Below are 16,106 nucleotides of genomic sequence, written 5' to 3' on the forward strand. Positions count from 1 at the left end.
ACTGCCGCAAATGGCAATTTCACATGCAAATATGGCATGGAATTGCCTCATTCGCGCCCCGAATAGCCCCAGATTGCCTGTCATATTCCTGATCAACGACGATAAATAAGGGTCGTTACCGGCCCAATGGCACCACAAGGAACCCAACATCTGCCCCGGCACCTTTATACCGGAAAGTGACAGTCTGTTGATCTCGCTGCCGTTTTATCGCACCTGTAATTATGCGAGGAGACGTCCATGCCGAAGTCTTTCCGCAGCAAACCGGTGGTTCTCGCCCTGATCGGTCTTTTGTCAGTGACGACAGCTGCCCTGGCTGCGATCAAGGTTGCCCCGAAAGCCGTTACCGATACGGTCACCATTCAGTCCGATGCGCCGCATGGCGAGGTCGTTTTGACCTACCCTGACGGCAGCATGGCCCTGCGTAAAAGCTGCAACAGCTTTCCCTGCCAGCTTAATATCAGCGGCCTTCAGAAGGGCGAATATGGTGTTCTGATCCGTCAGGGGACGGATATTCAGAACATGGTCAGCCTTTACAAGGAATAAGCCTGCAAGAAAAACCGCCAATGCCAGGCGGTTTTTTGTTGCCTGCTGTGCCGCAAACAGGCCATCGCCTCAAGGCATCCCATAACCGCCTGCTGCCCCGCGCACCCGCGCAGATGCCAGGAAATTTCACGAAATGGCAATTTTTCAGGAACGTTTGGCAATCCCTGTTGTTTTAGGCCACAGATACCATTCACAAACGGGGTTCCCCATTGCGAACGCCGATCAAAGTCCTAGATAGACTGGACAGACAGGTTTCACCCTCCATTTGGGTGCAGGGAAGTAAAATTGCAGCGTAGCAACAGGTTGCACGGCAATTTAACTTTCACACAACAACCAAATGGGGATATGTTGCGGGAGCTTTGTGCGACCCGCACTGATTAACGATAACGAAATTCGAGGTATTGTATCATGGCTCTTGAACTTCCGGCACTCCCCTACGCCTATGACGCGCTTGCACCGTATATGTCGGCTGAAACGCTCGAATTCCACCATGACAAGCACCACAATGCCTATGTCGAAACCGGCAACAAGCTTCTTGAAGGTTCCAACCTCGCTTCGGGCAAGACCCTGGCTGAACTGGTTGTTGCAACCTATGAAGACAAAACCAACCCGAAGCTTTTCAACCAGGTTGGCCAGCACTTCAACCATGTTGAATTCTGGCAGATGATGAAGCCGAATGGCGGTGGCAACATCCCCGGCGAACTCGAAAAGAAAATCATCGAAGACTTCGGTTCGGTTGACAAATTCAAGGAAGACTTCACCGCTGCCGGTGTTGGCCAGTTCGGTTCGGGCTGGGCATGGCTGTCGCTCAACAGCGCAGGCAAACTGGTGATTGGTGGTTATGCAAACGCCGAAAACCCGCTGGTCAAGGGCGAAACCCCGCTGCTCGGTTGCGACGTTTGGGAACATTCCTACTATATCGATTACCGCAACCGTCGCCCGGATTACGTCAAGGCGTTCCTGAACGACCTGGTAAACTGGGAATATGTTGCTGAACTGTATTCCAAAGCTGGCTAATCGCTGACGCTTTGAAGCAGATCACAAAGCGGCTCCTTCGGGGGCCGCTTTTTTATTTCAAAAATGCATCAAAAAAACATATAAACCTGTAAAAACAATAAATGTATGCTACTCTAAATAGTCGTAAGGCGCTTCTCTTTGTAAAGAGAAAACTTCATGAAATGAAGTTGTCCTAATGATTGGCCACTCTCTGGCTTCAAATTGAACCTATCTTAAGGATGAAGATGCCTTCAAATATTGCGCCTTACGACACAAAACACAATGACGTAGAAAGAATAAAAACCAACATTTGGATTACATACAAGTGTCGAATTTTAGCCTATGAAAGAATTTCAAAATACAACCTACACTCACAAGTACTACTAGCCGTCTACACTCTCCCAATTATCTTCATTTCAATAATCGACTTAAAATTTCAAGGCAACGACAAACAGTCTCTGATAACAATTTTCTTCAGTATATCTGTCTTAGTTGCAAGCATATTTATATACTCACAAAACTTTTCAGGAAGAATGGAGAAATCAAAAGAAAACTACATCAAACTTCAATATATACATGAACATATCAACGAACAGACATACCCCGATTACCTGAAAGAATATCACAATATAATAAGCTCATACGATAACCATAAAGAAATTGACTACCTGCACTTCCTAAAACAACAGCTTGAAAAAGGCGAGATAGAGAAGAAACATGAAAATTTTCTATCAAAAAACAGAAATCAAATATCAGCATATCAATTGTTATACAGATCAACAATATTCACCCTGTATCTTTTACCTACTTCAGCAATAGCTTACATATTCTATACAATCATATCACACAAATAGATTTTCCATGAAATGTCCTCCCGAAATATCCCCAATTCATCTCCTTATATTATACGAAGAGAAAATATCTGGGACGACAATATCGGGGACAGATGGAATAAAAGGTAAGCACTTTGAAGACCAACTTGCAATAAATTGCTCTAAAATATCGTCAGACGTTGATGAGGGAAAATATAAATTTCGACCATACAAGGAAAAACTAATAAGCAAAGGTAGAAACAAACCTCCAAGAATAATTTCCATCCCAACCGTACGCGACAGACTAACCCTACGCGCCATTTTTGAAATACTTAGAAAAGAATTCAAAACAGAAACAAAACTAATAAGGCCTCAAAAAATCATCTCCCAAATCAAGGCAGTTGATGAAAAAGACTTCAAAACTGTAACACGAATAGACATAGAAAATTTTTACGGCACTATAAACCACGCTATTCTTCAGAAAAAACTAGAAAAAAAGATAAAAAACAACAAAATAATAAAAATAATAATGGACGCGATATCAACACCAACTATTTCTCTAGGCGAAAGCGGCAAAAAATCCGATACTCCCAAAATAGGCGTTCCGCAGGGACTATCAATATCCAACTGCTTAGCGGCAATCTATTTATACGAATTTGATAAGTTTTTTAAGGAAACAGAAAGCTATCGGTTCTTTCGATATGTTGATGATATATTAATATTTTGCAACAAAGAAAACAAAAAAGATACCTTTGAAAAGTGCAAAAAACTTCTTAAAAGAGTTAAACTCACAGCACATCAACCAACTGAAAATGGCGCAAAAACAAAGATATCAGAATCCACAGACAGCTTTGAATATCTCGGCTACCAAATCACAAAACCCGCAATAATAGTAAAAAAATCTTCATATGTGAAAATGTATGAATCCATTCAGAAGATAATAACCCAGCACAAGCATCACCACCGACCAGATAAAGACATCTTAATATGGCGGATAAATTTACGAATTACTGGATGCATTTTCGAGGAGAAACGCAGGGGCTGGATGTTCTATTTTTCACAAATAACGGAAGATAATAGGCAGCAATTATTTTCTATAGATAAAAAATTAAGAACGTTCTTATCAAATCACCTAGACGAAGAACAAATTAAATCAATAAAAAGAATTTCCAGATCATACTACGAGATAAATAAAAGATTCAGAACAACCAAATATATTCCAAATTTTGACAATTATTCCTCAATAGAAATGAGATCTATTCTAGAGAAAGTGTATAAATTACCTAACATACACAAAAAAACGGATACACAAATACAAAAATTATTTAAAGCAAAAATTGGAGTCACAATACGTGAACTAGAAAAAGATTCGGAACCTATGTTTTATTAAAAAAAGTCACCATCAGTTTCCCGATGGTGACTAAATTTCACATAACTTGATATACAATCAAATATCGAACTTGATACCCTGTGCCAGCGGCAATTCGCGGGAATAGTTGATGGTGTTGGTTGCACGGCGCATATAGCCTTTCCAGGCGTCCGAGCCGGATTCACGGCCACCGCCGGTTTCCTTTTCACCACCAAAGGCCCCGCCAATTTCAGCACCCGACGGGCCGATATTGACGTTGGCAATACCGCAATCCGAGCCGACAGCCGACAGGAACAGTTCGGTTTCGCGAAGATCGGTCGAGAAGATGCACGATGACAGGCCCTGCGGCACACCGTTCTGAAGTGCAATCGCTTCTTCCAGGGTTTCATAGGTCATGACATAGAGGATCGGCGCGAAGGTTTCGTTGCGCACGGTTTCCGTCTGACCGGGCATTTCAACGACCGCCGGGGTCACGTAATAGGCATCGGGATATTCCGCTGCAAGCGTACGATCGCCCCCATGCACCGTGCCGCCGTCCTTTTTGGCATTGGCAAGGGCGGTTTGCATATTGTTGAAGCTGTCTTCATCGATCAGCGGACCAACCAGGGTGCCATCGGCCAGCGGATCGCCGATTTTGACCGATTTGTAGGCGGCAATGATTTTCGGCAGCAGCTGGTCCTTGACGTCTTTGTGAACGATCAGGCGGCGCAGCGAGGTGCAACGCTGGCCACAGGTGCCAACAGCCGAAAACACAACCGCACGCACCGACATGTCAATGTCAGCCGACGGGGTGACGATCATGGCATTGTTGCCGCCCAGTTCGAGAATGGTGCGGCCGAAACGCTGTGCGACGCGCGGGGCAACTTCGCGGCCCATGCGGGTCGAACCGGTTGCCGAAACCAGCGCCACATCGTGGCTGTCGGTCAGGGCTTCGCCAATTTCGCGCGCACCAATAACAACCTGATGCAGGCCTTCGGGCGCATCGCCAAAACGGTCCAGTGCGCGTTTGAAAATGTTCTGGCAGGCAAGGGCCGTTAGCGGGGTTTTTTCCGACGGTTTCCAGATCACGGCATTGCCGCAAACCAGTGCCAGTGCGGTGTTCCACGACCAGACGGCAACCGGGAAGTTAAAGGCGGAAATAACGCCAACAACACCCAGCGGATGCCAGTTTTCCATCATTTTATGGCCGGGGCGTTCGGATGCGATGGTCAGACCATAAAGCTGGCGCGACAGACCGACGGCGAAATCGCAAATGTCGATCATTTCCTGAACTTCACCCAGGCCTTCCTGATAGATCTTGCCGCATTCCAGCGAAACAAGACGACCCAGCGGTTCTTTGGCGGCGCGCAGTTCTTCGCCCAGCAAACGGGCCAGTTCACCACGGCGGGGGCCGGGCACCTGACGCCACTGGTTAAAGGCACGTTTCGCATTGGCAATGATATCGTTCATTGCGGCCGGGTCGGTTTCGGTAACGCTTGCGATCTCGGACCCGTCTACCGGGGTCTGGACCTTCAGGGTTCCGCCCGAAATCACATCATCGGACAGGCCGAGTTCGGCTAAAATCTTTGCATGGCTCACGATAAGCTCCCTTTCCTTTTGGGTCTGGCTGGGTGATTGACCAATTTGCCAGCCCGTTTTTGTCTGGCGCCCTTATTGCACATCGGCAAGGGCAGGTAAAAGACGTCCGATCAACGAAAACGCCTCGTCAACCTGGTCAAACGGGATGGTCAGTGGGGCGAGCAGGCGCACCACATTGGCATATTCACCACTTGGCATTAACAATAGCCCGTTCTGACGGGCCAGTTGCAATAAAGTTTGCAGTCGTTTTGGCGACGGGGCGCCATCCCCATCCACCAGTTCAAAGGCGCGCATGGCCCCAATGCCACGCATCCGCCCGATCACGTCCCCACCCGGCAGGGTGCGGAGTTTTTCGATATGATCGCAATATCGCTGGCCCAGCACATTGGCGCGCGCCAGAATATTATCATCGGCAAAGGCCCTGAAAACGCCGCGCGCGGCCGCACAGGCCACCGGATTGCCCGAATAGGTGCCGCCAAGGCCGCCCGGTGCCATCGCACTCATGACGTCATCCGCCCCGGTCAGGGCCGCAAGGGGAAAGCCCCCGCCAATGCCCTTGCCCATCACGACAATATCCGGGCAGACGCCAGCATGTTCGATGGCAAACATTTTGCCCGTACGGCCAAAGCCGGACTGGATTTCATCGGCAATCAAAATCATGCCGTGCCGGTCGCAAAGCTGGCGCAGCGCATTCATGAAGGCGGGTGAACAGGATCGAAAACCACCCTCGCCCTGCACGGGTTCGATCACCACGGCGGCAAATGATTGCGGTTCGGCAACAATTTTGAAAAGCCGGTCAATCGCAGCCAGGGCATCAGCATCGGACACACCCGATTCCGGGCAAGGATACGGAATATGATGCACACTACCGGGCAGCGTACCCAGCCCGGCCTTATAGGGGGCGACCTTGCCGGTTAGCGAAAGCGTTGCCATTGTGCGGCCATGAAACCCGCCATCAAAGGCGATAACCGCACTGCGCCCGGTAAAGGCGCGCGCCAGTTTCAGGGCGTTTTCCATGGCTTCGGCACCCGAATTGGTCAGCATCGATTTTGCCGGACCCTCGATCGGGCAATGTTGCGCCAGCCAGTCCGTCACCGCGATATAGGGTTCATGCGGCAGGGCGTTAAAACAGCTATGGGTAAACCGGCCAAGCTGGGCGGTCACTTCTTCCATTACCGTTGGGTGACGGTGCCCCAGTGTCAGCACGCCAATGCCCCCGACAAAATCCAGGTAACGTTTGCCGTCACAATCCCAGACCTCGGCATTTTCACCACGATCGAGATAAACCGGATGCACCGTGCGGATCCCCGATGAAACGGACTGTTTCTGGCGGGTGATCAGGCTGCTGGTGGCTGAAATATCGTCACGGGGCATGGGGCGTACTCCGGTTCAAAAGGGCAAAGCCGGGCCTGCCTTGCAGATGTGGGGCGAAGGGCTGCAGGGCAGGAAATGGCTGTTTTACAGGATTTTCAATTATTGTTTTAATATCGAAACATTAAATGACATTCAGCTCACGCACCGGGGCATTATCGCGAACGCGTTCATAGCCAAACACCGACAGATCAAGCGTTTGATAGCGCCCGGTTGCCACCAGTTCCGAAAGGGCACGGCCCACGGCCGGGCTTTGTTGCAGGCCATGCCCGGAAAAACCATTGGCAAACAGGAAATTTCCCAGTTCGGGATGCGGGCCGACAATGGCGTTCTGATCAAGCAGGTTATAGGCATAATGCCCTGCCCAGGCATTGACGACCTTGACGGCCTCGAACCGTTCACAGCGCTGATACAGGCCCGGCCAGATGATTTCGTCAAACAGGCTGTGATCCACTTCAAAATCCCAGCATTCGCCATCGCGTTCGGCGGGCGGCTGGATACCGGTGATGAAATATTCACCCTCGGGCCGGAAATACAGGCCGCTTGGATCAATCAGCATCGGGCAGGAAGCCAGAATATCGCTCGCATCGCGGCAATCGAAAACAAAAATGCAGCGTTTGCGCGGCTCAACCGGGATATCAAGCCCGGCCATGCGGGCGACTTTGGTTGCGCCCGTTCCTGCCGCGTTAATCACGGTATCGCAGGTAAACTGGCGGCCATCGGCCAGGGTTACGCCCGTTACCCGGTCGCCATCACGCGTTATGGCAGTGACTTCGCCATCAATCACATGTGCGCCGCGATTTTTGGACTGGCGGCGGAAAATCTGTAGCAGGGAATAGGCATCAAACCAGCCTTCGCCGGTGCGGCCCCAGCACCCTGCTGCCAGATCATCCACATTCATCCAGGGATATTTCGCCTTCAGCTGGTCAGGTTCCATCCAGGCGATATCGGCATGATGGGCAAGCTGGGTCTGGTGGTTGCTATGCAGGATATCGCGGCCTTCCGGCGTTGCCAGAACCAGATAGCCCTTTTCATGAAAGGAAATATCGGCGTCCGGGTCGACGTCGCGCTTCAGATTGCGCAGAAATTCAATGCCATAGCCCGACATTTCAATATTGATCGGGGTGGAAAACTGCTGGCGGATCGAGGCTGCTGAAAGTGCTGTCGAACAGAATTCATAGCTTGAATCCTTTTCGATGACCAAAACCCGGCCCTGAAAATCACTGCGCCCCAGAAGATGCCACGCCGCCGAGCACCCGACAACGCCGCCGCCAACGATGATGACATCGTAAAAATCGCCTGACACACCCATAAAAGCCAACTTCCCGATATTAAAACGAACCCGAAATGAACAAGAATTCCTGCGGGCTGGATTGATTTTATTGTTATTTCCCTGCCGGGGCGGGGATGCAGCCAAAGGCTGCTGAAATTTTCGACCCGAAAAGCGGACTTGCTTCGCAAAAAGCCTGGCATGCCATGATGTTTTGTGGGGCAAAACCGCAGTTCCCGCAAAGGATACTGCCCTTTCATGACAGACGCGACACCCACCGGAAAAAAGTGACAGACCGTGTGCCACATCCTTCCTTTTTGTCGCAGTTCGTGCCGTTTGTTTTTTGCGCGGGTGGCGCGAGGGCGCTTTCCGGGCCGCTCACACGCTAGGACTTGGCGGGGGTTATCGCAAACGATATATTGGCACGATATCATTCCATTTCGGAATGAACTTCTCCAAAAGGACGTGCCCGGATGCGCCGCGTTTTACCCTCGCTTACCGCCCTTCAGTTTTTCGAGGCATCCGCCCGGCACCTCAGCTTTACCAAGGCTGCGCAAGAGCTTAACGTTACCCAGAGTGCGATCAGCCGCCAGGTCCGCGCGCTGGAGGAATATCTGGGGCGTGACCTGTTTCGACGTATTCGCCAGCGTCTTAAACTTACCCCGGCGGGGGATGCCTATGCCGCCCAGGTGCGCGACCTTCTGGACCGCGCCGAAGCCGCCACCCTGCAAGTGATGGCCTATAGCGGTGAAGGCGGAATGCTTAATGTTGGCACCCTGCCCACCTTTGGCGCGCGCTGGCTGGTGCCACGGCTGGGAAATTTCCGTGCCACCTGGCCTGATATCCAGCTAAACCTGATCACGCAAATCCGCCCGTTTGACTTTGCCGAAGAGGCCATTGATATCGCCATTCATTTTGGCGAGGCCAACTGGCCGGGCTGTGTGTTTCACCGCCTGATGGGGGAAACATTAATTCCCGTCTGCGCGCCCAAACTTTTGCGCGAAAATGATGATTTGCCCATTGCGCGCGAACGCATCCGCAACTGCACCCTGTTGCAACATGCCACCCGCCCCACCGCCTGGCAGGACTGGCTAACGGCGGCCGGTGTGCCCGCGGTTGATGACCTTGCCGGCCCCCGGTTTGAACATTTCCATATGGTAATCCAGGCCGCCGTTGCCGGGCTTGGCCTGGCGTTAATGCCGGAATTTCTGGTGCGCGAAGAACTTGATAATGGCCGCCTGCTTGCCCCGTTTGATTTAAGCATCCCCAGCCAGCATGCCTATTACGTGGTTTACCCCGAAGAAAAGGAAAACACCTTTGCCGTTCGCGCCTTTCGCGACTGGCTGCTGGTGGCCAGTGGCAACCCGCCCGTTGGCAAGGTCGAAACTGACAGCAGCGAAAAGGCCCGCGCCAGCGCACCTTAGTTAGATGCAGGCAAGATAGGGCAAGACAGGCCAATATGGGCAGCATTGGGCAGATATCCCCGGAAATCCGTTTTTCATTGCGCCACCCGGTTCGCCCCCCTAATGTTTTTTAAGCCCACACGCCATATATAACAAAGATGGGCAGATAATTGATCAATCGGGGTAGTACAAAGGGGAATGACTTTGTCGGTCGTGGAGAATCGCCTTTCACAGTTTCAAATCGAAACAGAAGACTTCGTCAAATTTCAGCGCGTTTCAGATGTGGTTTTTGCCCCGATGGGACAGCGGGCAAAACAGTTTTACCAAATCATTGAAAACCTGCCCGGCACCAAGGCTGGCAGTGATGAAATTGCAAAGCTGATCCCGCTGCTTGAAGCACACTGGACACGCCTTTTTAACGGCAAGGCCGACCGCAAATTAAGTGACCAGGCCGCAGAACTGGCCGCCCTTCACGCCCGCGCCCAAATTGCGCCAGCCAGCATCATTACCGCCCTTGCCGGTGTACAGCAAAGCCTGACCACGGCAATTTTCGGTCGGTTTCGCTGGAATGTCGGGCAGGCAGGCGAACTGGTGGCACTGGCAAACAGCGCTCTGATGTTTGATTTGAACCTGCTGCTTGAACGCCCGGGCAGCCAGCCGCAAAGCAATGCACAATCCACTGACGGCAGCAATGCGATGTCAGAAACCGAATTTGCCGACCGCCTGATGGACCGCACCATGGATATGTCGGTTGCGATCAATGCCGGGGTTATTTCCAACGCCAAAATGATGCGCGGCCTGCAACAGGTTGATGACCGGGCACGTTCCATTTCCAGCGCGGTCGACGAGATGGTTGCGGGCATTAACAGCATCAATGAAAACAGCACCGTTGCCGCCGCCAATGCCGCAGAGGCGATTGAGGCAACCCGCAACGGCCAGCAAACGGTTTCCAATGCGGTTGCCGGAATGAATGACATTGCCGATGCCGTTTCCGATGCATCGAACCGTGTGGGGATTCTGGCTGAGGCATCCGAACGGATTGGCGAAATTGTTCAATCCATCGAAGATATCGCCAGCCAGACCAACCTTCTGGCCCTTAATGCCACCATCGAGGCGGCACGGGCCGGTGAAGCAGGCAAAGGTTTTGCCGTGGTGGCGGGCGAGGTCAAATCGCTTAGCCAGCAAACAGCCCGCGCGACCGAGGAAATCCGCCAGCGCATTGGCAATTTGCAGGAAGAAATGCGCAATATTGTTGATGCAATGGCACGCGGCACCGATGCCGTCACCAATGGCCAGCAGGTGATTGGCGAGGTTTCAACCCGGATCGAGGATATCGGTTTTAAAATGGCGGATTCCACCCGCCGGATCGAGGATATATCCCATATTTTGGCCGAACAGACGCGCGCTGCCGATGCGGTCCAGACCGGGATTTCCGATATTGCCGATCAAACCGGCGAACAGGTTGGTGCCATTCGCGACATTATTGATGTGATTGGCGATGTGGAAAAACTGATCGACGTTCAGATCAGCGAACTGGTGCAATATGAGATCCCCAATCGCACCATCCGCAGTGCCAAGGCCGACCATTCGGTTTATTGCAAGCAGATTGCCGAAATTCTGGCCGGTCTGGCCAGCGAACATGACGAGAGCATGGGCAAATCAACCACCTGCCGGTTTGGTAAATGGTATGATAGCCCGGCATCGGAACCCTTCCGTCATTTGCCTGCATTCAAGGCCATTCTGGCCCCGCACCGCACCCAGCATGAAGAAGGTGCCGCCGCCCTTGCTGCCTATCGCAAAAAGGATATGGCCGGTGCGCAAGCCCATTTCACCCGCATGGAAAAGGCAACGCGCGAAACACTTGATACACTGGGTGCGCTTGCAACCGAAGCCCGCAGCATTACCCAGCAATAAAGCACACTGCCCATAACCACGCGCCAATGCCGCGCAGGCCGATTTGCTGGCAAAACAATGCAGAAAACATGGTGTGCGGCACACTAATTACCCATGCCGCACACCATAATCGGCCATCATGCGCCCTGCACCACCGCCGACTAGAAGGGGTGTTGCCCCATCCGGGTCGGGCACGGCGCGCACCGGGCTTTCAAAAAGGTCGCTTAACAAAGCCGGGTGCATCACATCACCCACCGCCCCTGTCGCAAATACCGCCCCGCGTTTTAACAAGACCACCCGGTCGGCATAGGCCGTGACCTGGTTAAAATCATGCAGGATCACCAGCACACCAACGCCGTTCTGTTGTGCCTCAGCCCGGGCGACATTGAGCAATGCCTGCTGATGGGCGATATCAAGGCCTGCTGTTGGTTCATCGAGCAACAAAAACCGGCTGTTTGATCGGGTAATTTGTGCGGGCTGATTGGTCTGTTCGGTCTGTTCTGACTGTTCCTGCCCGTCACCGTCACCCTCACTCTCACCCGTCATGCCCCAAAGCTGCACAAGGGCGCGGGCGAGGTGCACACGCTGTTTTTCTCCGCCCGAAAGCGATGGATAGGCATGTGCGGCAAGGTGGGTGATATCGGCCAGTTCAAGCGCCTTTCCGGTTAAGCTGGCATCATATCGCGCGCTGGAGATTTTGCGAAACGGGGCGCGACCCAGCATCACCACATCGCGCACGGCAAAGGGAAAAGCCATGGATGCCGCCTGTGGCATTACCGCCCGTTCCTGTGCCAGCTTTATGGCGGGTATATCGGCAATGTTTCGGCCATTTTGCAGCACGTCGCCACGCGATGGCGTTACCTCGCCCGATAGAACCTTTAACAGGGTGGATTTCCCCGCCCCGTTTGGCCCCATTACGGCCAAAACCTCGCCGGGGTGGACCACCAATGACACATCATGAAGCAGGGTTCGCCCGCGCACGGCAAAGCATGTATTTTTGGCTTTCAGGGTCATATGCGCCGCCTTTTCTTTTCACGCAGCAACAAAAACAGGAAAAACGGCCCGCCGGAAATGCCGGTAACCAGACCAATGGGCAATTCGGCAGGCAAGACAACAACACGTGCCACCGCATCCGCCACCACCAGCAAAATCGCGCCACACAGGGCTGATGCCGGTAAAACCGTGCGGTTATCAGGCCCGCATAAAAGCCGCACCAGATGCGGAGCCAGCAGGCCGACAAAGGCAATGATCCCGGAAACGGCCACCGCCGCACCAACCACCAGTGCCGTGATAATCGTTGCCCGCCGTTTCAGGGATTCGACCTCAACGCCAAGGTGGCGTGCTTCGGCCTCGCCCAGCAAAAACAGGTTTAAAGGTGTGCCCAGACCCAGCAGATAAACCGCCCCAGCCAGCATCACCAGCAAAGCGGGCATATCGGCCCCGCCATTGCCCGACACCGCCCCCATTTGCCAGAAAGTCAGGCTGCGAAGCTGCATGTCATTGGCAAGATAGGTAAAAATCCCCACCCCGGCGATGGCAATGGCGTTTATCGCCACCCCAATCAGCAACATGATGGCGGCATCGGTATAACCATCCTGGCGTGATAGTACCCGGATCACCATTGTTGCCAATATGGCCCCAGCAAAGGCCGCCAATGGCACCCCATAAGGACCGACCTGAGCATAATATTGGCCCAGCAGGGTTTGCCCGCACACAATCATGGCAACGGCCCCGCAGGCCGCACTGGCCGACACACCGATAATGCCGGGATCGGCAATGGGGTTACGAAACAGGCTTTGCATTACCGCACCGGCCACCCCCAAAACCGCACCAATCACTACCGCGCGGACAATGCGCGGCAGGCGCAAATGATCAAGGATACGGGCGGTAAAATCATCTATGCCCTGGTCTATCAGGCCGGTTTTATGGGCGAGATGCGTGATGATCTTGAGGCTTGCAATCGGTGCGCCACCTACGCCAAGCGATAATACAATCACCAGCGCCAAAATCCCGACCAGCAGCAGGATCGGGCCGGGTGCAATGCCGGTTTGATGCCGCAGGCTGGTAAACGCGCACCCCTGCAAGGCAGTTGGCAAAACCTGCCGCCAATTGGCAAAGCGATTTGGAATATCCGTCATTTGCCGGTTTCAAATTCGTGCAGCTGGGTGGCGATGTGGCGAATTTCCCCGGCTGATCGCGGACCAAAACCCAGAATCGTCGATGCCGAAACGCTTAACACATGGCCCTCGGCCACGGCATGGTGCAGGCCAAATAACGGGTTTGCCTGCAAGCCGGCCACGCCGCCCAACTGGTCCAGGGTGCTGGATGTGACCAGCACATAATCGGCATTATTGGCGGCAACAATTTCGGGTGATACGGGTTTGAAACCTTCATAATCGCCCATCGGGTTTTGTGCGCCCACCAGTTCGATAATTTCGTTTGCCGTGGTGTCCCGCCCGGCTGACATTGGCTGCCCATGACCAACCGACATTAGAAACACAATGTTTTCCCGGTCCGGTTTTGCAGCCCCATCGGCGGCAAGCTTGTGGATCGCGGCAATATCATTTTCCACCCTGGTACGAAGGATATTGCCATCTTCCGAACGGCCCAGCGCGTTTGATGCCACATCAATCGCCTTGGGCAGGTTTTCAATCCGGTTAAGGGATGGCAGCAAAACCACGGGAATGCCAAGGTCGCGCAGCCGGGCCAAAACCTCGGCCGGGCCGCTTTCGGCAATGCCAATGATCATGTCGGGTTGCAGGCTGATAATCCCCTCGGCCGCAAGGGTGCGCATATAACCAACCTTGGGCAGGTCGGCCACTTCCTGGGGCCAGGTGCTGGTAATATCGACCGCTACCACATGGTTTCCCGCGCCCAGGGCATAGACAATTTCCGTTGCCGGTGCACCAATGGTTACAATGCGCTGTGGCTGCCCGGCTTGCGCGGCTTGCGCACTGGCATTTTCCCCGCTGCGTTCCTGGGCAAAAGCCGGAAAACACAGGCCGATCAGGCCAATAACCGCCGCAATGACAAGAACATATAACCGCATGCCTTACACCCCCGCCCGGTTAAAGCCGGTCCAAAGGTGCAAATCGCTGGCTGGTTTAAGCCCGGCAACAGTTTGGCTGGCAAAGATGCGGTAATTTCCGGCGGGCTTTAAACGCCGGACTGTTGCAGTGGTCATCATGTCGTCACTTCCTGGCAGTCATCAAAATAGCGGGACCATCCCCGCATTCATTCAGACGAACCAGCACCGACAATTTCCGAAATTATTTTAATTAATTATCATTATCATCAATAAGGTCGCGAAACTGACCGTTCAATCATGAAGCGCGCCACGCATTTTTTCGCAGAATAACCGCGATAAACTGCCTATATGCAGGCCCGCCCAGACATGCCGAAGCCCACAAAACCGGCATTAATTCGATATTGAAACGAATTTTACCAACGCTGCGCATATTGGACCAGCCGAAACAAAAACACCCCCATTCATAACGGCGGGGGTGTTTGTCGTCACAGCGATCAATGATCAGCCCGTTATTTTATCCTGCGATCCGGCGCGCAGACCGGCAACGAACTGCACTGCCACCACAACGAACAAAATAAGCAGCGGGATATGCCAGCTTTGTAACATGTCATGCAGGGCGCCAAACAAAACCGGGCCGGTTGCGGCCAGCAAATAGCCCAGCGACTGGCACATACCCGAAAGTTTGGCCGATGTTTGCGGGTCAGCCCCGCGCATACCAACCAGTGTCAGGGCGATGCTGATCATGCTGCCCTGCCCCAGACCAAGGCATACGGCCCACAAATAGGGCAAATCGGTTGTGGCAAAGACAAACCCGGGAATACCGATAAAAAGCGGAATGTGCAAAACCGTCATTGCCAGCTTTTTGTTGGGAATGGCCGAATAAATCAGCGGGGCAAGAAAAGCCGCCGGAATACCAAAGATGTTAAAAATCGTCAGCAGGGTTGCGGCCTCGCTTTCGGACATGCCGGAATCAAGGAAGATCTTCGCCACCCAGGCGACGCCTGTGTAAAACATCATCGACTGGCAGCCAAAAAACAGGCTTAACCACCAGGCTTCGCGATTGCGCCACAGCGAAATACGCGATGCCGCCCCCTGCGCATGGTGATGATAACGCAACATCGGCAGCCAGCATAAAAACCCGAAAACAGCCACAACGGCCCACAGACCCAGCGCATAGCGCCAGTCGCCTTCCATGCTGTTGCGGATGGGGACCGCGCTGAAGGCGGCAATCGAGGCACCACAGGACATCACAAAGGTATAAAGTGCCGTTACCATCGCCACACGGGTCGGAAAACTGCGGCGCACCAGTGACGGTGTCAGCACATTCATCACCGCAATGGCCGCACCCAGAATAATGGTGCCAACAACCATGATGCCATATTGCCCGCTGGCGCGCAGCCCCTGGCCCAGCGCAACCAGTGCCAGCATCGCGACCAGGGTGGCTTCCAGGCCAAAGCGCTGACCAAGACGGGGGGCAAAAATGGATAACACACCGAAACAAAGCACGGGAATGGTGGTTAGCAGCCCCAATTGCACACCGGAAAGCTGAAGGTCGATACCAACCCGTTCGGCAAGCGGCCCCATCACCACGATGCTGCCGCGCATGTTAAAGGCCAGCAGCAATAACGCGGCCAGAAAGCCCAGGTGTGGTGCAAGACGGCGAAAACCACGTTCCGCAGGATCGCCGGTATTGGGGCCGATTGCACCTGCTGGGGATGGGGCAGAATTTTGGGGATCAGACATATATTTAAGTCCGTTTAGCCGGGGCAGCATGATCAATGATCAGGTGGCAGCGCCCCGAAACATGAAAAAAGGGTGCAAGCACCCAAAATGACAAATCAGG

14 protein-coding genes are annotated in these 16,106 nt (G+C 53.0%); 6 read left to right on the forward strand and 8 right to left on the reverse strand.

Annotated features, from left to right (window positions below):
* Positions 1-237: 237 nt before the first annotated feature.
* From CSC3H3_RS18475 to CSC3H3_RS18490, 4 genes are all read left to right on the forward strand, one after another.
* Positions 238-543: a hypothetical protein gene (locus tag CSC3H3_RS18475; protein WP_245881183.1), complete on the forward strand. Its 306-nt coding sequence runs from the start codon at positions 238-240 to the stop codon at positions 541-543.
* A 408-nt stretch (positions 544-951) separates the two neighbouring features.
* Complete coding sequence (locus CSC3H3_RS18480; protein ID WP_101268936.1) at positions 952-1,560, forward strand: superoxide dismutase; 609 nt, start codon at positions 952-954, stop codon at positions 1,558-1,560.
* 224 nt (positions 1,561-1,784) lie between these two features.
* Complete coding sequence (locus CSC3H3_RS25180; RefSeq protein WP_101285774.1) at positions 1,785-2,393, forward strand: SLATT domain-containing protein; 609 nt, start codon at positions 1,785-1,787, stop codon at positions 2,391-2,393.
* Between the two features lie 7 nt (positions 2,394-2,400).
* Positions 2,401-3,741 (forward strand): reverse transcriptase domain-containing protein, encoded by a 1,341-nt coding sequence (locus CSC3H3_RS18490; protein ID WP_101285775.1) that lies wholly within the window; start codon positions 2,401-2,403, stop codon positions 3,739-3,741.
* A 57-nt stretch (positions 3,742-3,798) separates the two neighbouring features.
* Here CSC3H3_RS18490 and amaB read toward each other — a convergent pair whose 3' ends face one another.
* The 3 genes from amaB to CSC3H3_RS18505 all read right to left on the reverse strand — a co-directional run bounded on the left by amaB (position 3,799) and on the right by CSC3H3_RS18505 (position 7,981).
* Positions 3,799-5,298, reverse strand: coding sequence for an L-piperidine-6-carboxylate dehydrogenase (gene amaB / locus CSC3H3_RS18495; RefSeq protein ID WP_101268934.1), 1,500 nt, complete (start codon positions 5,296-5,298; stop codon positions 3,799-3,801).
* Between the two features lie 72 nt (positions 5,299-5,370).
* Positions 5,371-6,672 carry an aspartate aminotransferase family protein gene (locus CSC3H3_RS18500; RefSeq protein WP_101285776.1) on the reverse strand — a complete coding sequence of 434 codons (1,302 nt, stop codon included), beginning with the start codon at positions 6,670-6,672 and terminating at the stop codon, positions 5,371-5,373.
* Between the two features lie 121 nt (positions 6,673-6,793).
* Positions 6,794-7,981, reverse strand: a complete 1,188-nt coding sequence (locus CSC3H3_RS18505) for an NAD(P)/FAD-dependent oxidoreductase (RefSeq protein WP_101285777.1) — start codon at positions 7,979-7,981, stop codon at positions 6,794-6,796.
* A gap of 431 nt (positions 7,982-8,412) precedes the next feature.
* Between CSC3H3_RS18505 and gcvA the strand changes: the two genes are divergently transcribed.
* Both gcvA and CSC3H3_RS18520 read left to right on the forward strand, forming a co-directional pair.
* Positions 8,413-9,363 (forward strand): transcriptional regulator GcvA, encoded by a 951-nt coding sequence (gcvA, locus tag CSC3H3_RS18515; protein WP_101268928.1) that lies wholly within the window; start codon positions 8,413-8,415, stop codon positions 9,361-9,363.
* A gap of 177 nt (positions 9,364-9,540) precedes the next feature.
* Positions 9,541-11,256, forward strand: a complete 1,716-nt coding sequence (locus tag CSC3H3_RS18520) for a methyl-accepting chemotaxis protein (protein WP_101285779.1) — start codon at positions 9,541-9,543, stop codon at positions 11,254-11,256.
* Positions 11,257-11,343: 87 nt separating this feature from the next.
* Here CSC3H3_RS18520 and CSC3H3_RS18525 read toward each other — a convergent pair whose 3' ends face one another.
* The 5 genes from CSC3H3_RS18525 to CSC3H3_RS18540 all read right to left on the reverse strand — a co-directional run bounded on the left by CSC3H3_RS18525 (position 11,344) and on the right by CSC3H3_RS18540 (position 16,006).
* Complete coding sequence (locus CSC3H3_RS18525) at positions 11,344-12,249, reverse strand: heme ABC transporter ATP-binding protein (RefSeq protein ID WP_101285780.1); 906 nt, start codon at positions 12,247-12,249, stop codon at positions 11,344-11,346.
* On the reverse strand, positions 12,246-13,373 hold the full coding sequence (locus CSC3H3_RS18530) for a FecCD family ABC transporter permease (RefSeq protein WP_101285781.1): 1,128 nt from the start codon (positions 13,371-13,373) through the stop codon (positions 12,246-12,248). Before CSC3H3_RS18530 ends, CSC3H3_RS18525 begins: the two co-directional genes overlap by 4 nt.
* On the reverse strand, positions 13,370-14,284 hold the full coding sequence (locus CSC3H3_RS18535; RefSeq protein ID WP_101285782.1) for a heme/hemin ABC transporter substrate-binding protein: 915 nt from the start codon (positions 14,282-14,284) through the stop codon (positions 13,370-13,372). Before CSC3H3_RS18535 ends, CSC3H3_RS18530 begins: the two co-directional genes overlap by 4 nt.
* A 3-nt stretch (positions 14,285-14,287) precedes the next feature.
* Positions 14,288-14,422 carry a hypothetical protein gene (locus CSC3H3_RS25120; protein ID WP_281262536.1) on the reverse strand — a complete coding sequence of 45 codons (135 nt, stop codon included), beginning with the start codon at positions 14,420-14,422 and terminating at the stop codon, positions 14,288-14,290.
* A gap of 342 nt (positions 14,423-14,764) precedes the next feature.
* Entirely contained in the window at positions 14,765-16,006 is a 1,242-nt protein-coding gene (locus CSC3H3_RS18540; protein ID WP_101285783.1) for a CynX/NimT family MFS transporter, read from the reverse strand.
* Between the last annotated feature and the right edge of the window lie 100 nt (positions 16,007-16,106).

Origin of the sequence: Thalassospira marina (assembly GCF_002844375.1) — a bacterium.
GTDB classification, from domain to species: Bacteria; Pseudomonadota; Alphaproteobacteria; order Rhodospirillales; family Thalassospiraceae; genus Thalassospira; species Thalassospira marina.